Source organism: Streptomyces sp. NPDC020917 (assembly GCF_044333795.1).
Taxonomy (GTDB): domain Bacteria; phylum Actinomycetota; class Actinomycetes; order Streptomycetales; family Streptomycetaceae; genus Actinacidiphila.
The window spans coordinates 18,269-39,524 of sequence record NZ_JBIRRR010000018.1 but is presented as its reverse complement, the minus strand read 5'-3'; the positions used below and the strand labels follow the sequence as shown (position 1 = coordinate 39,524).

The 21,256-nt window shown below is 73.2% G+C and carries 23 protein-coding genes; 13 read left to right on the top strand and 10 right to left on the bottom strand.

The window, feature by feature from the left end:
- Positions 1–9 precede the first annotated feature (9 nt).
- Positions 10–963, bottom strand: coding sequence for a heavy metal transporter (locus tag ACH4TG_RS30455; RefSeq protein WP_398245803.1), 954 nt, complete (start codon positions 961–963; stop codon positions 10–12).
- Between the two features lie 72 nt (positions 964–1,035).
- Between ACH4TG_RS30455 and dapE the strand changes: the two genes are divergently transcribed.
- From dapE to ACH4TG_RS30440, 3 genes are all read left to right on the top strand, one after another.
- Complete coding sequence (dapE, locus tag ACH4TG_RS30450; protein WP_398245802.1) at positions 1,036–2,103, top strand: succinyl-diaminopimelate desuccinylase; 1,068 nt, start codon at positions 1,036–1,038, stop codon at positions 2,101–2,103.
- 105 nt (positions 2,104–2,208) lie between these two features.
- Positions 2,209–3,285, top strand: a complete 1,077-nt coding sequence (locus ACH4TG_RS30445; protein WP_398245801.1) for an alpha/beta hydrolase — start codon at positions 2,209–2,211, stop codon at positions 3,283–3,285.
- Positions 3,286–3,301: 16 nt separating this feature from the next.
- Positions 3,302–4,183: a TIGR00730 family Rossman fold protein gene (locus ACH4TG_RS30440; protein ID WP_398245800.1), complete on the top strand. Its 882-nt coding sequence runs from the start codon at positions 3,302–3,304 to the stop codon at positions 4,181–4,183.
- Positions 4,184–4,214: 31 nt separating this feature from the next.
- On the opposite strand, the gene folP is transcribed toward ACH4TG_RS30440, so the two are convergent.
- Entirely contained in the window at positions 4,215–5,027 is an 813-nt protein-coding gene (folP, locus tag ACH4TG_RS30435) for a dihydropteroate synthase (protein WP_398245933.1), read from the bottom strand.
- Between the two features lie 101 nt (positions 5,028–5,128).
- On the opposite strand from folP, the gene ACH4TG_RS30430 reads away from it, so the two are divergent.
- Together ACH4TG_RS30430 and ACH4TG_RS30425 are read left to right on the top strand one after the other, a co-directional pair.
- The gene (locus tag ACH4TG_RS30430) at positions 5,129–5,548 is read left to right on the top strand and encodes a cell division protein DivIVA (RefSeq protein ID WP_398245799.1); all 420 of its coding nucleotides are present in this window, start codon (positions 5,129–5,131) and stop codon (positions 5,546–5,548) included.
- Positions 5,541–6,149, top strand: coding sequence for a DNA-3-methyladenine glycosylase I (locus tag ACH4TG_RS30425; protein WP_398245798.1), 609 nt, complete (start codon positions 5,541–5,543; stop codon positions 6,147–6,149). The genes ACH4TG_RS30430 and ACH4TG_RS30425 overlap by 8 nt, the downstream gene beginning before the upstream one ends.
- A 66-nt stretch (positions 6,150–6,215) precedes the next feature.
- Here ACH4TG_RS30425 and ACH4TG_RS30420 read toward each other — a convergent pair whose 3' ends face one another.
- A complete protein-coding gene (locus ACH4TG_RS30420; RefSeq protein WP_398245797.1) occupies positions 6,216–6,998 on the bottom strand; it encodes an enoyl-CoA hydratase-related protein in 783 nt (260 codons plus the stop codon).
- Between the two features lie 299 nt (positions 6,999–7,297).
- Here ACH4TG_RS30420 and ACH4TG_RS30415 point away from each other — a divergent pair, with 299 nt between their 5' ends.
- Complete coding sequence (locus ACH4TG_RS30415; RefSeq protein ID WP_069464762.1) at positions 7,298–7,465, top strand: DUF3117 domain-containing protein; 168 nt, start codon at positions 7,298–7,300, stop codon at positions 7,463–7,465.
- 107 nt (positions 7,466–7,572) lie between these two features.
- Here ACH4TG_RS30415 and ACH4TG_RS30410 read toward each other — a convergent pair whose 3' ends face one another.
- Positions 7,573–8,223 (bottom strand): O-methyltransferase, encoded by a 651-nt coding sequence (locus ACH4TG_RS30410; RefSeq protein WP_398245796.1) that lies wholly within the window; start codon positions 8,221–8,223, stop codon positions 7,573–7,575.
- A gap of 193 nt (positions 8,224–8,416) precedes the next feature.
- On the opposite strand from ACH4TG_RS30410, the gene sigE reads away from it, so the two are divergent.
- The 4 genes from sigE to ACH4TG_RS30390 all read left to right on the top strand — a co-directional run bounded on the left by sigE (position 8,417) and on the right by ACH4TG_RS30390 (position 11,500).
- Positions 8,417–9,202, top strand: a complete 786-nt coding sequence (sigE, locus tag ACH4TG_RS30405) for an RNA polymerase sigma factor SigE (RefSeq protein ID WP_398245795.1) — start codon at positions 8,417–8,419, stop codon at positions 9,200–9,202.
- The gene (locus ACH4TG_RS30400) at positions 9,199–10,065 is read left to right on the top strand and encodes an anti-sigma factor family protein (RefSeq protein WP_398245794.1); all 867 of its coding nucleotides are present in this window, start codon (positions 9,199–9,201) and stop codon (positions 10,063–10,065) included. Before sigE ends, ACH4TG_RS30400 begins: the two co-directional genes overlap by 4 nt.
- A 145-nt stretch (positions 10,066–10,210) precedes the next feature.
- On the top strand, positions 10,211–10,690 hold the full coding sequence (locus tag ACH4TG_RS30395) for a sec-independent translocase (RefSeq protein ID WP_398245793.1): 480 nt from the start codon (positions 10,211–10,213) through the stop codon (positions 10,688–10,690).
- Positions 10,691–10,885: 195 nt separating this feature from the next.
- Positions 10,886–11,500 (top strand): hypothetical protein, encoded by a 615-nt coding sequence (locus ACH4TG_RS30390; protein WP_398245792.1) that lies wholly within the window; start codon positions 10,886–10,888, stop codon positions 11,498–11,500.
- 120 nt (positions 11,501–11,620) lie between these two features.
- On the opposite strand, the gene ACH4TG_RS30385 is transcribed toward ACH4TG_RS30390, so the two are convergent.
- Genes ACH4TG_RS30385 through ACH4TG_RS30375 form a run of 3 tightly spaced genes read right to left on the bottom strand, consistent with a single transcriptional unit; the run spans position 11,621 to position 14,875 of the window.
- Positions 11,621–12,805 carry an Mrp/NBP35 family ATP-binding protein gene (locus ACH4TG_RS30385; RefSeq protein ID WP_398245791.1) on the bottom strand — a complete coding sequence of 395 codons (1,185 nt, stop codon included), beginning with the start codon at positions 12,803–12,805 and terminating at the stop codon, positions 11,621–11,623.
- A 32-nt stretch (positions 12,806–12,837) separates the two neighbouring features.
- Positions 12,838–13,452: a DUF1003 domain-containing protein gene (locus tag ACH4TG_RS30380; RefSeq protein WP_398245790.1), complete on the bottom strand. Its 615-nt coding sequence runs from the start codon at positions 13,450–13,452 to the stop codon at positions 12,838–12,840.
- Positions 13,442–14,875, bottom strand: coding sequence for a magnesium transporter MgtE N-terminal domain-containing protein (locus ACH4TG_RS30375; protein ID WP_398245789.1), 1,434 nt, complete (start codon positions 14,873–14,875; stop codon positions 13,442–13,444). The genes ACH4TG_RS30380 and ACH4TG_RS30375 overlap by 11 nt, the downstream gene beginning before the upstream one ends.
- A gap of 183 nt (positions 14,876–15,058) precedes the next feature.
- Between ACH4TG_RS30375 and ACH4TG_RS30370 the strand changes: the two genes are divergently transcribed.
- Positions 15,059–15,808 carry a hypothetical protein gene (locus ACH4TG_RS30370; protein ID WP_398245788.1) on the top strand — a complete coding sequence of 250 codons (750 nt, stop codon included), beginning with the start codon at positions 15,059–15,061 and terminating at the stop codon, positions 15,806–15,808.
- A 161-nt stretch (positions 15,809–15,969) separates the two neighbouring features.
- On the opposite strand, the gene ACH4TG_RS30365 is transcribed toward ACH4TG_RS30370, so the two are convergent.
- On the bottom strand, positions 15,970–16,467 hold the full coding sequence (locus tag ACH4TG_RS30365; protein ID WP_398245787.1) for a hypothetical protein: 498 nt from the start codon (positions 16,465–16,467) through the stop codon (positions 15,970–15,972).
- Between the two features lie 247 nt (positions 16,468–16,714).
- On the opposite strand from ACH4TG_RS30365, the gene ACH4TG_RS30360 reads away from it, so the two are divergent.
- Positions 16,715–17,731 (top strand): DMT family transporter, encoded by a 1,017-nt coding sequence (locus tag ACH4TG_RS30360; RefSeq protein ID WP_398245786.1) that lies wholly within the window; start codon positions 16,715–16,717, stop codon positions 17,729–17,731.
- Positions 17,732–17,771: 40 nt separating this feature from the next.
- On the opposite strand, the gene ACH4TG_RS30355 is transcribed toward ACH4TG_RS30360, so the two are convergent.
- Positions 17,772–18,905, bottom strand: a complete 1,134-nt coding sequence (locus tag ACH4TG_RS30355) for a magnesium and cobalt transport protein CorA (protein ID WP_398245785.1) — start codon at positions 18,903–18,905, stop codon at positions 17,772–17,774.
- Positions 18,906–19,263: 358 nt separating this feature from the next.
- Between ACH4TG_RS30355 and ACH4TG_RS30350 the strand changes: the two genes are divergently transcribed.
- Complete coding sequence (locus ACH4TG_RS30350) at positions 19,264–19,902, top strand: suppressor of fused domain protein (RefSeq protein ID WP_398245784.1); 639 nt, start codon at positions 19,264–19,266, stop codon at positions 19,900–19,902.
- Between the two features lie 80 nt (positions 19,903–19,982).
- Here ACH4TG_RS30350 and ACH4TG_RS30345 read toward each other — a convergent pair whose 3' ends face one another.
- Entirely contained in the window at positions 19,983–21,236 is a 1,254-nt protein-coding gene (locus ACH4TG_RS30345; protein ID WP_398245783.1) for an MFS transporter, read from the bottom strand.
- Between the last annotated feature and the right edge of the window lie 20 nt (positions 21,237–21,256).

The window sequence follows — 21,256 nt, the reverse complement described above, 5'->3', positions numbered from 1 at the left end:
GCCAGCACCTCACCTCGCCACCGTGATCCTCACCAGGCCGTCCGAGGGGGTGCCGGCGGAGGCTTCGGCGCCGGGGGTGGGGGTGGTGGTGGGGTTCTGTTTCTGCCAGCCCTTGGCGGAGTGGGCGGCCTGCCAGCGCATCGTGCCGAAGGCGACCTGCTCGACCTTGAGTTGGTGGGCGTGGGCGACCGCCCACTGGGCCAACTCCCAGCCCCTGCGGTTCCCGTCGCCCTCGGCGGCGCCGCCGACCGGGGCGGACGGGACGGCGACGGTGCGCGCCAGGCCGTCGGTGCGCGGCCGCGCCTGGCTGCCGAACTCCCTTGTGAGCGAGGCCTTCAGCTTCGCGGTGTCGCCGCCCGGGCCGCCCGCGCTGTCCGCGCCGGTGGCGCCGGTGGTGCAGCTGAGCGCGCCCGCGTCGTGGCCGCTGAGCGCGGCGGACAGCATCGTGGCGTCCGCCTCGTGCTTGGCGTACGCCTGCGGGTAGCCGCTCTTCTGCACGCGCTGGGCGGCGACGGTCAGCGGCAGCCGGGTGTAGCCGTCGATCTTCACCAGGCTGTCGAAGAACGAGTTGGACGCGAACACCGGGTCGAGGATCTGCTGGGCGGTGCCCCAGCCCTGCGAGGGGCGCTGCTGGAACAGGCCGAGCGAGTCCCGGTCGCCGTGGTTGATGTTCTCCAGCCGGGACTCCTGCAGGGACGTCGCGAGGGCTATCGTCAGCGCGCGTTCGGGCAGGCCGCGCGAGGTGGCGACGGCGGCGATGGTGGCCGCGTTGGACGCCTGCTCGACGGTCAGCTTCAGCTCGTTGCCTGCGGCCTGCACCGTGCAGCCCGCCGGTCCGACGCCCTTGCCGCCCATCAGCCGGGCGAGCAGGATGCCGACCCCGAGCAGCACGATGACGCCGACGACGAACTTGAGTCCGCAGCCGGTCTTCCCCTTGGCGGGCGGGCTGGATGACCTGGGCACGAGGCGACCTTACCGAGAACGCGGGCCCCCGCCGCACCCCTGGACACGCCCGCGTTGACTAGGGTGCGGGGCATGGGTAACGGACTGGACCTGGGGATGGACGTGGCCGCGCTCACCGCGGCCCTGGTGGACGTTCCGTCGGTGAGCCGCGAGGAGAAGCCCCTCGCCGATCTGGTGGAAGGCGCGCTGCGGGCGGTGCCCCACCTCAGGGTGGACCGGGACGGCGACGCCGTCGTCGCCCGCACGGATCTCGGCCGGGCCGAACGCGTCGTGCTCGCCGGCCATCTGGACACGGTGCCGATCGCGGACAACCTGCCGTCCCGGCTGGACGGCGACGGTCTGCTCTGGGGCTGCGGCACCTCCGACATGAAGGCGGGCGTCGCGGTCCAGCTCAAGCTCGCCGCGGAGCTGACCGCTCCCAACCGCGACCTGACGTTCGTGTTCTACGACGCGGAGGAGATCGCCGCCGAGTTCAACGGCCTCGGCCGCCTCGTGGCCCATCACCCGGAGTGGCTGGCCGGTGACTTCGCGGTGCTGCTGGAGCCCACCGGCGGCCGGGTCGACGGCGGCTGCCAGGGCACGCTGCGGGTCCGCGTGCAGACCAGCGGCCGCCGCGCCCACTCGGCGCGCAGCTGGCTGGGCGACAACGCCATCCACAAGGCCGCGCCGATCCTCGCGCGCCTCGCCGGGTACGAGCCGCGCCGGGTGGAGATCGACGGGCTGGTCTACCCCGAGGGCCTGAACGCCGTGATGATCGAGGGCGGTCACGCCGGAAATGTGATTCCGGACACGTGTGCCGTCACCGTCAACTACCGTTTCTCGCCCGACCAGAGCGAGGCGGAGGCGCTCGCCCGGGTCGAGGAGATCTTCGACGGCTTCGAGGTGGTCCTCACCGACACGGCTCCGGGCGCGCTGCCCGGGCTGTCCCACCCGGCGGCCGCCGCCTTCGTCGCGGCCATCGGAACTCCGCCCGCTGCCAAGGAGTCCTGGACCGACGTCGCCCGCTTCTCCGCGCTGGGCGTGCCCGCGGTGAACTACGGCCCGGGCGATCCGACCCTGGCCCACACCCGCGAGGAGAACGTCGCGGTGGCCGCCGTCGAGGACGCCGAGCGGAAGCTGCGGGCCTGGCTCACGGCCTGAGGGGCGGTTCCGGCCCGAGCAACCGAACTGGGGTGCGCAACGGTCTTTCTTCCCGGCATGGTGTGATCGGGTCCATCCGGTCGACAGGGGGGAAGAAGGCGCGTCGTGGGTCTGACGAGCAGATGGTTCGCGATAGTCCTGATCGCCCTGGCGATAGGGGCGGTGGCCGCCGCGGTGGTGCTGTGGCCGCGGGTCAGGGGACCGCACCCGCTGCGGGTGGCCAGCCGGGTCGGCATGATCATCCTGTGCCAGGTCACCGCGGTGTTCGTGGTGATGGTGACCATCAACAACCAGTACGGCTTCTACGCCTCCTGGGACGACCTGCTCGGCAACGCCAACTCCGGCGGCCGCCCGTCGGCCACCCCCGTCGGCGCCCCCAGCCCGGCGGTCCCCGACTACCGAGTGAAGTTCACCCCGTACTCCCAGGGCTTCGAGCGGGCCAGCGTCCGCGGCTGGGACTCCGGCACCAAGGGCGACGTGATCGTGTGGCTGCCGCCGCAGTACTCCAAGAAGGAGTTCGCGCACACCCGCTTCCCGGTGATCGAGGTGCTGCACGGCATACCCGGCACGCCGCACAGTTTCCTGCGGGGCATGCGGCTGGGCCGGATCATGCAGGACCAGATCACCGCCGGCCGCGCGGAGCCGGCGATCCTGGTCCTGCCCACCATCACCCCGGACCGGGTCAACACCGGCTGTGCGGACGTGCCCGGCAAGAGCAAGGTCGCCACCTGGCTGACCAAGGACGTCGTCACCACCATCAACCACAACTTCCGCACCCTGCCGGCCCCGCGCGGCTGGGCGGTGATGGGCATATCGACCGGCGGCTACTGCGCCGCCCGCCTCGCCCTGGACCACCCCGAGACGTTCGCCGCCGGCGCCGCGATGGCCCCCGACAACCCTGCGGTGGGGGTCCGCAACCCTCTGTGGCTGGCCCAGAACACCCGCCCCGACGTGCAGCTGCTGATCGAGTCCAGCCTCCAGGATCCGGAGAGCCCGCCGAAGTTCGCCGACCTGATCACCGCCGCCGTGCGGCCGCCGACGACCGTCACGACCGTGCGGCTCCCCAACGGCGGGCACAACTGGAAGACCTGGGGCCGGATGTTCCCCGACGCGTTCACCTGGGTCAGCGGGCGGATCGAGGCGCCGCGCGCCGTCCCGCTGGCGCCGTCCGCGGCGCCGTGATGCGTACCCTGCCGGTATGACTGATACGAAGGGCATGGACGACCCCGGCGGCACCGACCGCACCGACGCCACCGACGCCACCGACCGCTCCGACGAGATGTTCGGGGAGGCCGACGACTGGCAGGAGGCGGCAGCGGCCGCCTACGCGGCCGCCGAGACCTCCGCGGAAGGTCCCGGCTGGCCCGAGCGGCACACCGGCCCGGTGATCCGGCGACGCGGCCAGGTCCAGTCCGGCACCACCGACCAGCGGCTGCTGGACAGCCGCGGCTCGACGGACTGGGTGCACAGCGACCCCTGGCGCGTGCTGCGGATCCAGTCCGAGTTCGTGGAGGGCTTCGGCGCGCTCGCCGAACTCGGCCCGGCCGTCAGCGTCTTCGGCTCCGCCCGCACCCCGGTGGACTCCCGCGAGTACGACTCGGGCGTCCGTATCGGCCGGGCCCTGGCCGAGGCGGGCCTGGCGGTCATCACCGGCGGCGGGCCCGGCGCGATGGAGGCGGCGAACAAGGGCGCGCTGGAGGCGGGCGGCGTGTCCGTCGGCCTCGGCATCGAGCTGCCCTTCGAGCAGGGCCTCAACCCGTACGTCGACATCGGCGTCAACTTCCGCTACTTCTTCGTCCGCAAGACGATGTTCGTGAAGTACGCCCGTGGCTTCGTGGTGCTGCCCGGCGGCTTCGGCACCCTCGACGAGCTGTTCGAGGCGCTCACCCTCGTCCAGACGAAGAAGGTCACCCGCTTCCCGATCGTGCTCTTCGGCACCGAGTACTGGGGCGGGCTGGCCTCCTGGGTCCGGCACACCCTGGTCGCCGAGGGGAAGGCGTCCGCCGCCGACCTGGAGCTGTTCCACATCACCGACGACGTCGACGACGCGGTGGACCGCGTCACCAAGGAGTCCTCCTGACCCCGGCCGGCGGCGCCCTGCCCGCGCCCGGTCAGACCAGGCCGCGGCGGGCGACGGCCGGCGGGCGGTGGCCGGCGATGGCGGCGACCATGTCCAGGACCTGCCGGGTCTCGGCGACCTCGTGGACGCGGTACACCTGCGCGCCGAGCCAGGCCGAGACCGCCGTGGTGGCCAGCGTGCCGATCAGCCGCTTCTTGACCGGCCGGTCGAGCGACTCCCCGACGAAGTCCTTGTTGGACAGCGACACCAGCACCGGCCAGCCGGTCGCCGTCATCTCCGGCAGCCGCCGGGTCGCCTCCAGCGAGTGCCGGGTGTTCTTGCCGAAGTCGTGGCCCGGGTCGATGAGCACCGCGTCCCGCCGCACCCCGAGCGCGACCGCGCGCTCGGCCAGGGCCAGCGTGACGTCGAGGATGTCGGCCATCACGTCGTCGTAGCCCACCCGGTGCGGCCGGGTCCTCGGCTGCGCCCCGCCCGCGTGCGTGCACACCAGGCCCACGCCGTGCCGCGCGGCGACCTCCGCGAGCTGCGGGTCCACCCCGCCCCACGCGTCGTTGAGCAGGTCGGCGCCCGCCTCGCAGGCCGCCTCGCCGACCTCGTGCCGCCAGGTGTCCACGCTGATCACCACGTCCGGGTGCCGGCGCCGCACCTCGGCGACGAACGCGACCGTGCGGCGGATCTCCTCCTGCGCCGACACCTCCGCGCCCGGCCCCGCCTTCACCCCGCCGATGTCGATGATCGCGGCGCCGTCCTCGACCGCCCGCGCGACCCGTTCCAGCGCCGGCTCGTCGGTGAACGTGGCCCCCTGGTCGTAGAACGAGTCGGGGGTACGGTTCACGATCGCCATGATCACCGGCTCCCGTTCGGCGAATTCCCGGGTGCCCAGCCGAAGTGCCACTGCCGCTCCTCATCTCAGACTCATGCGATCGTGGCACGATCGTGCCTGACATGTTGGACCTGCCGTCGCCGGCCGGACCCCGGGAGATCGACTTGTTGTGGTTCATGCTCATCGCGCTGGTCGCGGTGGTCGCCGCCGTGGCCATGGCCGTTCTGGGGGACGGCGGTGCGCTGAAGGACTCCGAACCCGACCGCCTGGACGACCGGCTGCCCCCGGACCGGCCCCTGCTGCGCTCCGACATCGACGGCGTCCGGCTGCCGGTCGCGGTCCGCGGCTACCGGATGCTCGACGTCGACGAGATGCTCGACCGGCTCGGCGCCGAGCTGGCCGAGCGGGACGCCCGCATCGCCGAGCTGGAGTCGTCGCTGGCCGGGGTGCAGGCGGCGCACGGCGCGAGCCTGCTCAAGGACGACGGACACGACCTGCCGCCGGCCGCCGAGGGCCCCGCCGGGGGTCCCGCAGGTGAGTGAGCCCGAGAGCCCCGCGGCGGCCGCCGGCCTGGTGGTCGGCGAGGACGGGCTGGCCCGCTGCCCGTGGGGCCTGTCCACGCCGGACTACGTGGCGTACCACGACACGGAGTGGGGCCGGCCGGTGCACGGCGACGACGCGCTGTTCGAGCGGATCTGCCTGGAGGCGTTCCAGTCCGGGCTGTCCTGGATCACGATCCTGCGCCGCCGCGAGGGGTTCCGCGCCGCCTTCCGCGGCTTCGCGATCGACGAGGTCGCCGCGTTCACCGACGCGGACCGGGAGCGGCTGCTGGGCGACCCGGGCATCATCAGGAACCGCGCCAAGATCGACGCGTCCATCGCCAACGCGGCCGCCGCCCAGGAGGTCCGCAAGACCTACGACGGCGGCCTGGACGCGCTGGTCTGGTCGTTCGCCCCCGACGCCGCCACGCGCCCGGCCCCGCGCACCGCCGCGGACGTCCCGGCGACCACCCCGGAGTCCGCGGCGCTGGCGAAGGACCTGAAGAAGCGCGGTTTCCGGTTCGTCGGCCCGACCACCGCCTACGCCCTGATGCAGGCGTGCGGCCTGGTCAACGACCACCTCGCGGGCTGCTCCGCCCGCTGAGAGCGGCCGGCGGGCGGCGGGGTGCCCGGGTGGCCGGGCAGGGCGCGGGCCGCCCGCAGGGCGCCGTCAGCGGCCCTCGAAGACCGGCGTCTCCTTGCGCAGGAACGCGTCGACCGCGGCCCGGTGGTCCGCCGAGGCGCCTGACCTGGTCTGCAGCACGTCCTCGCGGGTGAGGGACTCCACCAGCCCGTGCCCGGACCCGTAGGCCAGCGCCTCCTTGATCCCGGCGTACGCGACCGTGGGGCCCTCGGCGAGCTGCCGCGCCACCGCGAGCGCCTCCGCGGCCAGCTCGGCGGCCGGCACCACCCGGTGCACCAGGCCCAGCTCCAGCGCCTCCGCGGCCCGCACCGGGCGCGGGAACAGCAGCAGCTCGGCCGCCCGCCCGTAGCCCACCAGCCGCTGCAGCGTCCACGACATCCCGGAGTCGGCGGACAGCCCCACGCCCGCGAACGCGGTGGTGAAGGACGCGGTGTCGGCGGCCACCCGGTAGTCCGCGGCGAACGCGAAGCCCGCGCCCGCTCCGGCCGCGACGCCGTTCACCCCGGCGACCACCGGCTTGGGCATGGTCGCGATGGCGGTGGCGATCGGGTTGTAGTGCTCGGCGACGGTGGTCATGCCGCCGCCCGCCGCCAGGACGGCCACGTGCTCCTTCAGATCCTGGCCGACGCAGAAGGCCTTGCCGGTGCCGGTGAGCAGCACCGCGCGGACGGCCGGGTCCGCGCCCGCCTCCTGCAGCGCATCGCGCAGTGCGTCCTTGGTTGCCGTGTCGAGGGCGTTCATCGCCTCGGGACGGTTGAAGGCGACGGTGGCGAGCCCGCCGTCCACCCCGTACTGCACGCTGTCGGCCATCGCGGATGCTCCTTCGTCGCGGTCGCTGGCGGTCGTTCGCTGCCCTCGCGGATGTCGTGGTGGCCAGAATGCCGGACGGCGTCGAGGGGCGGACATGTGACGTACGTCAAACATTCCGGGCGCGCCCGGGTCCGGGCACGGACCCGCGTTCCCCGTCGGCCCAGCGAATTGGCCGGATATGGGCATGTGCGCCGTTCAACGTCCTCACATCGCTATTGGTCATCAGGTCGGGAGATGCGGGATAATGGCCGAGAACCAATGTGTTCGAGTCCGAGCTGGTTTCAGGAAGGGGAACGAGCATGGCGGCCATGAAGCCGCGGACGGGTGACGGCCCGCTCGAGGTGACCAAGGAGGGGCGGAGCATCATCATGCGCGTTCCGCTGGAGGGCGGCGGGCGGCTTGTCGTCGAGCTGACCCCGGACGAGGCGGATGCCCTCGGCGATGCGCTGAAGAAGGCCATCGCCTGAGACCAGCTGTCCCAGACCCTGCCGCGGCCACGCACCCCGGGATGCGTGGCCGCGGCATTTTGGTGCCCCGATGCCCTGACGCGCCCTGATCCGATCCGGGCTCGCGCTCAGGCGCGCACCGCGCACAGCAGGCCGTCGTCGGTGGGGAGCAGCACCGGCGCGAGCCGCGGGCTGTCGCGGACCACTCGCATCAGCTCGCGCAGCCGCAGCGCCTCGTCGTCCCGGTGGGCCGCGTCCAGCGCCCGGCCCCGGGCGAACGCGCCCTCGAAGCAGACCACGCCGCCGGGCCGCAGCAGCCGCAGCGCCTCGTCCAGGTACTCCAGGTACTCGCGCCGGTCGGCGTCGCAGAACACCAGGTCGTAGCCGCCGTCGGTGAGCCGGGGCAGGACGTCCAGGGCGCGGCCGCAGATGAAGCGGGAGCGGTTGGCGGCGAAGCCGGCCTCCCGGTACGCCTCCCGGGCCAGCTGCTGGCGGTCCGGCTCGGAGTCCACCGTGGTCAGTACGCCGTCCGGGCGCATCCCGCGCAGCAGGTGGATCCCGGAGACCCCGGCGCCGGTGCCGATCTCCACCGCGGCCTTCGCGCCGCCGGCCGCCGCCAGCAGCCGCAGCGCGGCGCCGGTGCCGGGGGAGACGGGCCGCAGCTCCGCGGTGTGCGAGCGGGCGCGGGCGCGTATCAGGGCATCGTCCTCGGCGACGAACGCGTCGGCGAAAGCCCAGTTCGCCTGCCGGTTCCCGCTAATGGCCCTCTCCCACGTCACCTGGGGCGCCGTCCCGGGCCTGCCCCGGGCTGCGCGCTGCTGTGCTCCGCCCGGGCGACTGTATCCGCTGGGGTGGGGAACCCGCAGATGGGACTGTGCGTTAGTGACAGCGAAGGCAAAGGGCGGGACGTGAGCCAGGTACCCGCCCCCAAGGCAACAGCGCATTTATCCGGAGCTAACGGGCGAGGTGGATATGGTAGGGGCTCTACTGGACACCACCAGAGCCGACAGGGGAGGTGCGGCTGCGGCCGGTGACCACCGGGGAGTGCTTGCGCGCTTCCGCAGGTCGGCCGGACAGCCCGAATCCGTGACCAAGACTGCTGATGACGACCGTTCACGCGACACCGTCTCCGCCGACGCGAACCCCGCCACCGCGACCTTCGCCGACGGGGACGCGCCGACGTGGACACCTCCCTCCTGGGAGGAGATCGTCAGTACGCACAGTGCCCGGGTGTACCGGCTGGCCTACCGGCTGACCGGCAACCAGCACGACGCGGAGGACCTCACTCAGGAGGTCTTCGTGCGGGTCTTCCGGTCCCTGTCCACCTACACGCCCGGCACGTTCGAGGGCTGGCTGCACCGCATCACCACCAATCTGTTCCTGGACATGGTGCGGCGCCGCCAGCGGATCCGGTTCGACGCCCTCGGCGACGACGCGGCGGAGCGGCTGCCCAGCCGTGAGCCGTCCCCGGCGCAGCACTTCAACGACACCCACTTCGACGCGGACGTCCAGCAGGCGCTGGACACCCTCGCACCGGAGTTCCGTGCCGCGGTGGTGCTCTGCGACATCGAGGGGCTGTCGTACGAGGAGATCGCCGCCACCCTCGGCGTGAAGCTGGGCACGGTGCGCAGCCGCATCCACCGCGGCCGCTCGCACCTGCGCAAAGCTCTGGAGCACCGGGCCCCCGCTGCCGCTCAGCAGGCCCCGGCGTTCGCTGCCACCGCACGCAAACCTGGCCTGGAGGGCGGGAGAGAGTGAGCAGCAGCGGTTCCGGCGAGCAGCGTCCCCAACGCACCCAGCGTTCCGCGCCCGCCGAGCAGCATCTTGGCGACCGGCTGTCCGCGTTCGTCGACGGCGAACTGACCGACGACAGCCGGGACCGGGTACTCGCCCATCTGGCGACCTGCCCGCAGTGCAAGACGGCCGCCGCCGAGCAGCGGCGGCTCAAGAGCGTCGTCGCGGCCTCGGAGCTGCCTGCCATATCGGCCGGGCTGCTGGCCCGTCTGCAGGGCCTGCCCGGCATGGGTGGCGACGGCCCGGGCGACGACGACGGCTCCCGTGACCTGCCCGGTGACCAGGGCATGCCCCCGGCTTCGGAAGAGCGCCGCGGCCCGTTCGACGGCGGTCTGCTGGGGTCCGGTGTGTTCGGCTCCGGGCGGCGCGGGGGGTACTCCTATCTCGGCCCCGGTCGCGACCTGACCGCGCCCGTAGGCTCGCGGTCGCGCGGTTTCCGCATCCACCAGCCGACCAGGGCCGTCGCCCCCGTCGTCCCGGACCCGGAGGAGCGTGCTGCCCCGTCCGGTTCGGGTACGGCGGCGGCATCCCGCGGCCGACGGATCGCCTTCGCGGCGGCCGGCGCGTTCTCGCTGGCGGCTATCGCCATCGGCACCGCGCTGCCCATGGAGGCCGCGGTCGACGGCGGCGCACGTCCCGACGACGGACCCGCGGTCAGCCCGCTGACCGCCGACACCAGCACGGTCGGCGACACCCGCGGGGTCAATCCGCGCGGAGTCCTGGACGCCCGCGACGCGCCGAGTCGGCGTGCTCCGGTCGTGGCGGCGTCGGCCGCATCGGCCACCTCCGTACCCCTGACGTCGCATTCCTCCGTCGTGTTGCACTGAGTTCGCAGGCCCCGCTTCACCCCGAGGCTGGATACTGGTCGGCATCCTGTTGGCCGCACCCACTCCCGCGTCGCCGGTGTGGGCAGGTACCGTAAAGTCCGCCGGACCCTGCCCAGCCGGCTGTGGACGACCAAGGAGCTGCAAGGTGTTCTTCGACATAGGCCCGCTGGAGCTGGTCGCGATCGTCGTCCTTGCCGTCCTCGTCTTCGGCCCGGACAAACTGCCGAAGGTCATCCAGGACACGATGGCCTTCATCCGAAAGGTGCGGGAGTTCTCCGACAGCGCCAAGGAGGACATCCGCCGGGAGCTGGGTCCGGAGTTCAAGGACTTCGAGTTCGAGGACCTCAACCCCAAGACCTTCATCAAGAAGAACCTGATGAAGGACGGCGAGGACGAGTACGGGCTCAACGAGCTCAAGGACCTGCGGGACAGCCTGGATCTGCGCAAGGAGATGGCCGAGGTCACCGACCTGCGCAAGGACATGCGCGACGTCACCGACGCGGTGAACGGCGTCGAGCCGGGCACCCCGGCCCCGGCCGCCGCGACGGGCACCCCGGACCGGCTGACCAAGCGCGACAAGCTGGACCCGGGCGAGGCCCCGCCGTTCGACTCCGACGCGACCTGATCCGCCCCGGAGCGCGGCCCCGGCACCTGCCGGGGAGGCCGCGTCCGACGTCAACTTCATGGCGCCTTTTCACCCCATAGAGTGAGCTTTGGGCGTGTGTTCGCCGTCACCCCGCGCCGTTTCGGCCCCCGAACCCACCCAGGGTCGGGCAAGATGGCGAGTCGCCCAGAAGGGCATGGAGGAGGCGCGACCCGTATGGAGACGAGGACCGACACTGCATCGGGGGCGGTCGACGGCTACTTGATGGCCGACTTCCCTTGGTACGGACTGGACGGTGCGTTCACCGGACGCCGCTGGCTGGGTGCGGTGGGCGTCAGCGCCGACGGCACCGTCGAACACGGCTCGATAGGGCACGGGGACGAGCCGTCGCTGAAGGCCGAGGCCGCCGACCCCGAGGGGCAGCGGTTCGCCGTGGTCGTCACGGTCGCCCGGCGGCCCGGACGGCGCAGCGCCGACGGCACCGGCGTGCTGGAGGCCACCTCGGTCACCACGGCCGCCTGGCTGGCCGGCTCCGGCCTGCTGTCGTGCACCTGGCCCACGCACATGGAGCGGGCGCTGCGGCAGGACTGGATGGACCAGCAGACCGCCACCGCCTGGGAGCTCGCGGACGACCTGGCCGGCCCCGGCTGGTCGGCGCTCACCCTGCCCGTGGACGGCGAGCCGACCCCGTTCCACTACCGCGAGTCCGAGTACGGCTGGGTGATGGCCGGCGCCGCCCGCGGCGTCCACCTCGGCGCGTACGGCCGCGGGATGTCCGCCTACGGGCTCGCGCTCAGCGTGGTGCGCGACCTGTCCCTGTACGCGGCCTGAAGGCCCGCAGAACGCACCGGTGCCCCCGCTCCCTCAGGAGTGGGGGCACCGGTGCGTTCCGGGCCCCGCGGCGCCTGCCGGGCCCTTCACGGGCCCTTCAGGGGCGCGCGCGGGGGCGCGTCAGAACTTGTTGCGCGGGGTGATCCCGAGCGACATCCCGGCCAGGCCCCGGGCCCGGCCGCCGAGCTTGCCGGCGATGGTGCGCAGCGCGGCACCGGCGGGGGAGTCGGGGTTCGAGACGGCCACCGGGCGGCCGTCGTCGCCGCCCTCGCGCAGCCGCACGTCGATCGGGATGCGCCCGAGGACGGGGACGGTGGCGCCGGTGGTGCGGGTCAGGCCCTCGGCGACCCGGTCGCCGCCGCCGGTGCCGAAGACGTCCACGATCTCGTCGCAGTGCGGGCACGGCATGCCCGACATGTTCTCCACCACGCCGACGATCTTCTGGTGCGTCTGCACCGCGATCGACCCGGCGCGCTCGGCGACCTCGGCCGCCGCCTGCTGCGGGGTGGTGACCACCAGGATCTCCGCGTTCGGCACCAGCTGGGCGACGGAGATCGCGATGTCGCCGGTGCCGGGCGGCAGGTCCAGCAGCAGCACGTCCAGGTCGCCCCAGTACACGTCGGCCAGGAACTGCTGCAGCGCGCGGTGCAGCATCGGGCCGCGCCACACCACGGGGGCGTTGCCCGGGGTGAACATGCCGATGGAGATGACCTTCACGCCGTTCGCCGCGGGCGGCATGATCATGTTCTCGACCTGGGTGGGCCGCCCGTCCACGCCGAGCATCCGCGGCACGCTGTGGCCGTAGATGTCCGCGTCCACGACGCCGACCTTCAGCCCGTCCGCGGCCATCGCGGCGGCCAGGTTGACGGTCACCGAGGACTTGCCGACGCCGCCCTTGCCGGACGCGACCGCGTACACCCGGGTCAGCGAGCCGGGCTGGGCGAACGGGATCTCGCGCTCGGCCTGGCCGCCGCGCAGGGAGGAGGCCAGCTCGCGCCGCTGCTCGTCGCTCATCACGTCCAGCGAGACCCGCACGCCGGTGACGCCCGGGACCTTTTCCACCGCGGTGCTGACCCGGCCGGTGATCTCGTCCCGCATCGGACAGCCGGAGACCGTCAGATAGACGGTGACCGCGACCGTGCCGTCCGCGGCGATGTCCACGGACTTCACCATGCCCAGCTCGGTGATCGGCTTGTGGATCTCCGGGTCGTTCACGGTGGCGAGCGCGGCACGCACCGCCTCGTCGGTCGGGGTGCTGCCCGGAGGCACATCCCGGGCGGGCCCTGCGGGGGTGGAGGTAGCCATAGGTTGATGGTACGGCGGTGCCGGGGGGCGGATCAGCGGCCCCGGCCGTCTCCTTCGTCACGGGGCGCGGCCTGCTGGCCCGGGGGCCTGCCGTCCGCCCTGCGCTCGGCCCGCGCGTGCGGCCGGCCGTCGGCCCGGCCGTCGATCTCCTTGAGCAGGTCCTGCAGTTCCGAGCGGATCCAGTCGCGGGTGGCGACCTCGCCCAGGCCCACCCGCAGCGCGGCCACCTCGCGGGTCAGGTACTCGGTGTCGGCGATGCTGCGCTCGTCCTGCTTGCGGTCCTGCTCCAGGTTCACCCGGTCCCGGTCGTCCTGCCGGTTCTGCGCCAGCAGGATCAGCGGCGCCGCGTAGGACGCCTGCAGCGAGAGCGCCAGGGTCAGGAAGATGAACGGGTACTCGTCGAACCGCAGCAGGCGCGGCGCGAAGACGTTCCACAGCACCCACAGGATGATGACCGCGGTCATCCAGACGATGAACCGCCCGGTGCCCAGGAAGCGCGCGATCCGCTCCGAGAAGTTGCCGAACGCCTCGGGGTCGTAGCTGGGCAGCAGGCTGCGGCGGGGGGCGCGCGGCTGGTCCAGCCGCGTCCGCGGCCGCCCGGTGGCGGTCGCCCCGGCGGGCTGCCGGGCCCGGTCCTCAGCCGCCATCGGGGACCTCCCTCGGGCCCCGCGCCGCCTCGTCGGCGTCCGCCGCCTCGCGGCCGGAGTCGCCGTCCGCCTCGTCGCGGCCCTGGCCCTGTGCGCCGCCCGCCGCGCCGTGCAGGTCCCGCTCCCGCCAGTCCTCGGGCAGCAGGTGGTCCAGCACGTCGTCGACGGTGACCGCGCCCAGCAGGGAGCCGCCGGCGTCCACCACCGGCGCGGAGATCATGTTGTAGGTGGCAAGGAAGCTCGTCACGGCTGGAAGAGCGGTCTCGGGCGTCAGCGGTTGCAGATCGGTGTCCACGATCGAGCCGAGCAGGGTGAACGGCGGGTCGCGCAGCAGCCGCTGGAAGTGCACCAGGCCCAGGTACTTGCCGGTGGGCGTCTCGTCCGGCGGTCGCGTCACGTACACCTGCGCCGCCAGCGCGGGGGACAGGTCGGGGTTGCGGATCCTGGCCAGCGCGTCGGCGACCGTGGCGTCCGGCCGCAGCACGATCGGCTCGGTGGTCATCAGCCCGCCCGCCGTGCGCTCCTCGTACGACAGCAGCCGCCGCATGCCCGCCGCGTCCTGCGGTTGCATCAGGGCGAGCAGCCGCTCCTGCTCCTCGTCCGGCAGCTCCGCCAGCAGGTCGGCGGCGTCGTCCGGGTCCATCGCCTCCAGGACGTCGGCGGCCCGCTCCTCCTTCAGCTTGCTGAGGATCTCCACCTGGTCGTCGTCCGGCAGCTCCTCCAGCACGTCGGCCAGCCGGTCGTCGTCGAGCGCGGCGGCGACCTCGCCGCGGCGCTTGGGCGACAGGTGGTGCAGGACGTTCGCCAGGTCCGCGGGGCGCAGCTGCTCGAAGGTGGCCACCAGGTTCTCCGCGCCCTGGCCCTCCTCGGGCAGCCGGAACCCGGTCACCGCCGACCAGTCGACGGTCAGCGTCTCCCCTTTGCGGCGCAGCGCCCCGGTCTTGCCGCGGCGCACGAAGACCTTGTCGATCTCCCAGTCGCGGCGGGCCGGCAGCTGCACCATGGCCACGTCGAGCACCGTGACCTCCTCGCCGGCCTCCGCGCCGTCCGCGCCGGCACCTGATCCCGAGCCCGGTCCCGCGCTCGCGCCGGCCGGGGCGTCGGGGTCGACCAGGCGCACCCGGCGGTCCAGCAGCTCGCCGAGCACCAGCGTCTCGGTGGGCCGCTGCTCGAACCGCCGCATGTTCAGCACGCCGGTGGTGATGACCTGGCCGGACTCCACGCCGGTCACCCGGGTCATCGGCAGGAAGATCCGGCGCCGGCCGACCACCTCGACGACCATGCCCAGCACCCGCGGCGGGCGCCCGCCGACGCGGAGCATCACGACGACGTCGCGGACCCGGCCCACCTGGTCGCCATTGGGGTCGAAGACGGCGATACCGGACAGATGGGAGACGAAGACCCGGGGGGCGCCGGCGACCATCGGGTGCCTCCTCCCGGGCCCGCGGAGGGCCGCTCCGCTCCACTGCACATCCGTCGCCAGGCTACTCCGGGGCGATCTTGGCCGCCGCGCGGGATGCTCTGCCGGGGTAGCGTGCGGTAGCTTCGCGAGGGCCCGGCCCTTCGCCGCAGGCCCCGCAGGACCCCCGCAGGAGGACGAGAACCCGTGACACACGGCCGCAGGACCCTCGCCGCCGCTCTCGGAGTACTCGGCACCGGCGCCCTGCTCAGCGGCTGCCTGGGGATGGGCGGCGGCAACCCCGACGCCGGGACGAACGGCGTGGCCAAGCTACCCGCGGAGACGATCGAGCAGCAGGCCAAGGCGGCCGCGACGGCCGCGCAGACGGTCCGGCTGTCCGGCACCGTCGTCAGCGTCGGCCAGAGCTACCGGCTGGACATGCGGCTGAGCGACAAGGGCGGGGTCGGCGAGGTCACCACCAAGGGCAGCACCTTCCAGCTGCTGCGGATCGGCACCGACCTCTACCTGAAGGCCGGCGCGTCGTTCTACGGCAGCGGCGACGACAAGGACAGCCAGGCCGCCGCGGCCAAGCTCAACGGCAAGTTCGTCAAGGTGCCCTCCGGCGATCCGGCCTACCGGCAGTTCAGCGGCCTGACCGACAAGAAGCTGCTGCTCGGCGACCTGTTCCTGCTCGACGGCTCGGTCTCGGTCGGCGACCACGGCAAGGTCGACGACGTGAAGACGATCACGCTGAAGGGCTCCAAGGGCGGCTCCCTGGAGGTCTCGCTCGTGGGCACCCCGTACCCGCTGCGCTACCAGCGGGTCGCCGACACGGGCACGCTGACGCTGTCCGACTGGGGGCAGGACGTCGTGCTCAACGCGCCGGCCAAGGACGCCGTCGTCGACTACGGCTCCACCGTGGGCGCCACGCCCACGCCGACCGCGTCGAAGAAGTAGCCGCAGGACTCGGGCCGGGCCCCCGGGGCCGCCCGCAGCGAACTCCGCGGTGACCGGGACCTCGCGACGGCCGGTCAGCGGCGGCCGGTGAGCAATGCCCGGTCAGCGAGCGCCGGTCAGCGCCGCCGGTCAGTGAAGCGGCCGGTCGGTGAGGCAGCCGGTCAGCGGCGGCCGCGGCGGGCCAGCAGCCGCGGCAGGCCCGCGGGGATCGGCCGCCGGGTGACGGCGTCGCTCGGCGGCGGCGGCGCGGCGCCCGAGCCGTCCGGCATCGCACCCGGGTGCTCGGCGGGCGAGCCGGCCGGCGCCAGCCGGAACAGCGTGCACTCCCGGGCCCAGCGGTCGACGATGCCCTCGCCGTCGGGGGAGTTGAGGCGCTTGCCCTTCAACTCGGCGGCGGCGGCCTGCCACGCCTCGCTGCCGGGCGCGAGCAGGCTCACCCGGGCCGGCCAGGACACCAGGCGGCCGCCCTTGTCCTTGCTGCGCACCGTCACCTCGGCCGCGCCGCCGTCCCGCAGGTCCGGCAGCGGCTGCTCGCCGGGCCCGCCGACGACCACCATCGCCCCGTCCACCCAGGCGTGCCACAGCGCCTGCCCGTTCACCCAGACCAGGCCGGACTTCTTGGTCGCCTCCTCGACGAGGGCGGTCAGCGCGTCACTCATGGAGCCCACCCTAGGCCCTGCCCGGCCCCTCCTGCCCGGCCCGCCCGGGCCCGGTGGACGGGAACCCGCGCTGCCCGTCAGCGAGCTCCCGGGCCTGGCCCTGGGCGAGCGGCGTCCGCGCCCTGGGACGACAGGCGCTCGGGCGGTCCACGCGCCTTACTCTGGGCACTCCGGCCCGCACCCGCGGGGCCCCGCGACGCCCGGACGACTCCCCGACGCCCGCCGACTTCCCACGACAAGGAGCACCGTGACCGCCCCGCAGCGCGCCGACGCCCGCCCCGCCGCGGTCCCGGCCGCGCCCGCGCCGGCCGGTACGCCGGGCCGGACGCCGGACTTCGCGCTGCTCGCGGTCGCCGTCTGCGGGGTGTCGACGTCGGCGCCGCTCATCGCGTCGATCGCCGCACCCGCGCTGGCCATCGCGTTCTGGCGCAACGCCATGGCGGTCGGGGTGCTCAGCCCGGTCGCGCTGTGGCGGCACCGCGCCGAGCTGCGGGGGATGGGCCGCCGCGGGCTGCTGCTGTCCATGGGCTCCGGCGTGCTGCTGGCCCTGCACTTCGGCCTGTGGCTGCCGAGCCTGGGCATGACGTCCGTCGCCACCTCCACGGCGCTGGTCACCACCACCCCGATGTGGACCATGGTGATCCTGCGCATGCGCGGCCACCGCCCGCCCGGCCTGGCCTGGGCGGGCACCACGCTGGCCCTGGCCGGGGTGCTGCTGCTCACCGGCATCGACCTGTCCACCGACACCCGCGCCCTGGCCGGCGACGCGCTCGCGCTGGGGGCCGGCCTGGCGGCGTCCGTCTACATGCTGCTCGGCTCGGCGGTGCGGCGGACCACGAGCACCACCGCGTACACCTACGTCTGCTACTCCACGACCGCGCTGGCGCTGCTCGGCGCCTGCCTGGTGTCCGGCTCCGCGCTCGGCGGGTACGACGGCCGGACGTGGCTGAAGATCGCCGCGCTGACCGTGGTCGCGCAGCTGCTCGGGCACTCGCTGTTCAACCGGGTGGTGCGCGGGCTCGGACCGTCCACGGTCTCCACCGCGATCCTGCTGGAGACCCCGGGGGCCGCGCTGATCGCCGGGCTGTGGCTGGGCCAGACCCCGCCGGCCGCCGCCTACCCGGCGCTCGCGGTCATCCTGGCGGGCCTGGCCCTGGTCGTCCTCGCCGACCGCAGGAACGACGCCGGCCAGAACGCCGACCCTGGCGGGGCCGCCGGGACCGCCGACCTTTCCGAGGCCGCCGGGGCCGAGCCGGCCGGGTAGCGCGCACCGTCCGGCACGCGCCGGACGTCCGGCGCCGGCGTCAGAGCCAGCCGTTGCGGCGGAAGCCGCGGTGGATGGCGAAGCAGATGGCCAGGATCGCGGCGAGCACGACCGGGTAGCCGTACCGCCAGCCCAGTTCGGGCATGTGCTTGAAGTTCATCCCGTACACGCCGGTGATCATCGTCGGCACGGCCAGGATCGCCGCCCACGCGGTGATCTTACGCATGTCCTCGTTCTGCACCACGGTCGCCTGCGCGAGGTTGGCCTGCAGGATGGAGTTGAGCAGGTCGTCGAAGCCGGTGACCTGCTCGTGCACCCGGGCCACGTGGTCGGCGACGTCCCGGAAGTACTTCTGGATCTCCGGGTCGATCAGCCGCATCGGCCGCTCGCCCAGCATCTGCATCGGCCGCAGCAGCGGGGACACAGCGCGCTTGAACTCCAGTACCTCGCGCTTGAGTTGGTAGATCCGTCCGGCGTCGCCGCCGCGCGAGGTCTTGCCGTTGCCGGCGGAGAAGACGTCGATCTCCACCTCGTCGATGTCGTCCTGCACCGCCTCGGTGACCGCGAGGTAGTCGTCGACGACCTGGTCGGCGATGGCGTGCAGCACGGCCGACGGGCCCTTGGCGAGCAGCTCGGGGTCGTCCTCGAGGCGGTGCCGCAGCGCCCGCAGCGAGCCGTGGCCGCCGTGCCGCACGGTGATGACGAAGTACCGGCCGGTGAAGACCATCACCTCGCCGCTCTCCACCACCTCGCTGGTCGCGGTGAGTTCGGCGTGCTCGACGTAGCGGATGGTCTTGAAGACGGTGAACAGCGAGTCGTCGTACCGCTCCAGCTTCGGCCGCTGGTGGGCGTGCACGGCGTCCTCGACGGCCAGCGGGTGCAGTCCGAACGCCTCGGCGATGCCCGCGAACTCCTGCTCGGTGGGCTCGTGCAGGCCGATCCACACGAATCCGTTGGCGCCGTCGCAACTCTCCGCGGGGCGGCCGGCGCGCACGTTGTCCAGGGCGTCGCGCAGGCTGATGCTGTCGCTGCAGCGCACGCCGTCGCGGTACACGGCGCAGTCGACGACGGCGCTGGTGGCGGCGGGGTCCTGGGCCGGGCCGTAGTCGTAGGACGCCGGGGACTTGCGCAGGGTGGGGCGAACGACAGCGCGCAGATCGCGGATCATCGACATGGCAAGCTCCTTCACGGACTGGCCGACGGCTTCACGCCGCACTGAAATGCTGATCAGGACAGGTTGATCACCTGCAGTTCAGGGCGCTCTTCCGCCGCGGAGACAGCCGCGGGCAAGCCGGGGGCGACACGCGTTTCAGGGCAGGACAGCCGGGTATGGAACGCGGGGGCTCAGGATGCGGGTCGGCGATACGCGGAAGAGCTGCCGGTACTGCACGGTCGACTTCGATCCATGTCAGTCCCACCTCCTCCAGCCGTTCCCCGCTAGGGGATCACTTGCGTGAACGCTCCACTTTATCAAGCCCGCACGGGGGTACCGCTCGCCTTTGCGTCATTCTTACGCGTTCTATGCTCGCCCTATGGCAGAAGTCCTGGCACTGGTGGAGGCGCGGCTGCGGTCCGCACTGGGTGAACCCGACGCCCGGGCGGCGGTGACCTTCCTGGGGACCGAGCGCATCGAGGTACTCCGTTTCAGCGACGGCGACCTGCTGCGTTACGCCACCCTGGGCATGTCCGCGCACCCCATGACCGACCCGGCCGGCCCCTCGCCCGACAACCACTCCTCGGCGGGCCGCTTCGCGGCGCCCCTTTCCGTCACCGTCGCGGACCCCGTGCGCGGACCGCGGGCGGAACTGGTGGTCACCGTGCGGGCCGGGAGCGCCGACACCGACAAGCTGCTCCGCCCGCTGGCCGTGCTCGCCGCGTCGCCGCAGGTCGAGGGCGTGGTGGTGGCGCCCGGCAACTCCCTGGACGTCGGCGAGCCGCTGTGGCCGGGCGCGCCCTTCTCGGCGGTGCTGGTCGCGGAGAACGGAGGGCTCGTCGAGGATCTCGACCTCGACGAGCCCATGGACCCGGTGCGCTTCCTGCCGCTGCTGCCGATGACGGCCAACGAGGCGGCCTGGAAGCGGGTGCACGGCGCGGCCGCGCTGCAGGAGCGATGGCTGGCCCACGGCACCGACCTGCGCGACCCGCGCCGCGGTCCGGTCCGGCTGGACTAGATCCGCCGGACCGTTCCTGCCGCTGCGCCGGTTCCTGCTGTTCCTGCTGTTCCTTGCGTTCCTTGCCGGACCGCGTCCGGTCAGCGTGTGGCGGCCGCGGCACCCGGGGCGGCGTGGTGCGCCGGGTGCGACTGCGCGACGACGTCCTCGGCGTGGACGACGGTCAGGTGCCGGCGGCGCACCGCGATCACGCCGGCGCCCGCCAGCGCGGCCAGCGCCGCGACCACGAACGGGATGTGGATGTCGGTCCACTCCTCGATCTTCGGCGCCAGGTAGGGGGCCGCGGCGGCGGCGAACCAGCGGACGAAGTTGTAGCCGGCGCTGGCCACCGGGCGCGGTGCGTCCGAGACGCCGAGCGCCAGTTCGGTGAAGACGGTGTTGTTCACGCCGATCAGGGCGCCGGAGACGATCGTGCAGACGATCGCGGTGGTGTGGTCGCCGTAGCCGAGGACGACCAGGTCCGCGGCGAGCAGCACCAGGGAACCGCCGAGCACCGTCAGCGACCCGAACCGGGCCTGCAGGCGCGGCGCGACCAGCACGGAGAACACCGCCAGCAGCACGCCCCAGGCGAAGAAGACCGCGCCGGAGCGGTACGGCGACATGTTGAGCACGAACGGCGTGAAGGCCAGGACCGTGAAGAACGCGTAGTTGTAGAAGAACGCGGACGCGGCGGCGGAGGCGAGGCCGCCGTGGCCGAGCGCCTTGATCGGGTCGAGAAGCGAGGTGCGGGCCGCGGGCTTGGGCTGCTCCTTGAGGAACAGCGAGATGGCGATGAAGCCGATCAGCATCAGCACGGCCGTGCCGAAGAACGGGTAGCGCCACTTCATGTCGCCGAGCACCGCGCCCAGCAGCGGGCCGCAGGCCATGCCGAGGCCGAGCGCCGACTCGTAGAGCAGGATCGCCGCGGCCGCGCCGCCGCTCGCGGCGCCGACGATGACGGCGAGCGAGGTGGAGACGAACAGCGCGTTGCCCAGGCCCCAGCCGGCCCGGAAGCCGACCAGTTCGGCGACCGAGTTCGAGGTGCCGGCCAGCGCGGCGAAGACCACGACCAGCGCCAGCCCGGCCAGCAGCGTCTTGCGGCCGCCGATCCGGCTGGAGACGAAGCCGGTGACCAGCATCGCCACCGCGGTGATCAGGAAGTAGCTGGTGAACAGGAGCGAGACCTGGCTCGGCGTGGCGTCCAGGCCCTTGGCGATGGACGGCAGGATCGGGTCGACGAGGCCGATGCCCATGAAGGCGACGACCGCCGCGCCGGCGGTGGCCCACACCGCGGTCGGCTGGCGCAGGAAGCTCACCTTGTCGCCCGCGGAAGTGGCGGGGTCCGCGTGATCCATGGCGTTTCCCTTCTCGCCTG

Excerpts from the sequence above, each read along its gene's own strand:
- dapE (WP_398245802.1), top strand. The coding sequence starts at position 1,036 with ATGGGTAACGGACTGGACCTGGGGATGGACGTGGCCGCGCTCACCGCG.
- ACH4TG_RS30440 (WP_398245800.1), top strand. The coding sequence starts at position 3,302 with ATGACTGATACGAAGGGCATGGACGACCCCGGCGGCACCGACCGCACC.
- folP (WP_398245933.1), bottom strand. The coding sequence starts at position 5,027 with ATGGCGATCGTGAACCGTACCCCCGACTCGTTCTACGACCAGGGGGCC.
- ACH4TG_RS30430 (WP_398245799.1), top strand. The coding sequence starts at position 5,129 with ATGTTGGACCTGCCGTCGCCGGCCGGACCCCGGGAGATCGACTTGTTG.
- ACH4TG_RS30420 (WP_398245797.1), bottom strand. The coding sequence starts at position 6,998 with ATGGCCGACAGCGTGCAGTACGGGGTGGACGGCGGGCTCGCCACCGTC.
- ACH4TG_RS30415 (WP_069464762.1), top strand. The coding sequence starts at position 7,298 with ATGGCGGCCATGAAGCCGCGGACGGGTGACGGCCCGCTCGAGGTGACC.
- sigE (WP_398245795.1), top strand. The coding sequence starts at position 8,417 with ATGGTAGGGGCTCTACTGGACACCACCAGAGCCGACAGGGGAGGTGCG.
- ACH4TG_RS30390 (WP_398245792.1), top strand. The coding sequence starts at position 10,886 with ATGGAGACGAGGACCGACACTGCATCGGGGGCGGTCGACGGCTACTTG.
- ACH4TG_RS30385 (WP_398245791.1), bottom strand. The coding sequence starts at position 12,805 with ATGGCTACCTCCACCCCCGCAGGGCCCGCCCGGGATGTGCCTCCGGGC.
- ACH4TG_RS30380 (WP_398245790.1), bottom strand. The coding sequence starts at position 13,452 with ATGGCGGCTGAGGACCGGGCCCGGCAGCCCGCCGGGGCGACCGCCACC.
- ACH4TG_RS30375 (WP_398245789.1), bottom strand. The coding sequence starts at position 14,875 with ATGGTCGCCGGCGCCCCCCGGGTCTTCGTCTCCCATCTGTCCGGTATC.
- ACH4TG_RS30365 (WP_398245787.1), bottom strand. The coding sequence starts at position 16,467 with ATGAGTGACGCGCTGACCGCCCTCGTCGAGGAGGCGACCAAGAAGTCC.
- ACH4TG_RS30355 (WP_398245785.1), bottom strand. The coding sequence starts at position 18,905 with ATGTCGATGATCCGCGATCTGCGCGCTGTCGTTCGCCCCACCCTGCGC.
- ACH4TG_RS30350 (WP_398245784.1), top strand. The coding sequence starts at position 19,264 with ATGGCAGAAGTCCTGGCACTGGTGGAGGCGCGGCTGCGGTCCGCACTG.
- ACH4TG_RS30345 (WP_398245783.1), bottom strand. The coding sequence starts at position 21,236 with ATGGATCACGCGGACCCCGCCACTTCCGCGGGCGACAAGGTGAGCTTC.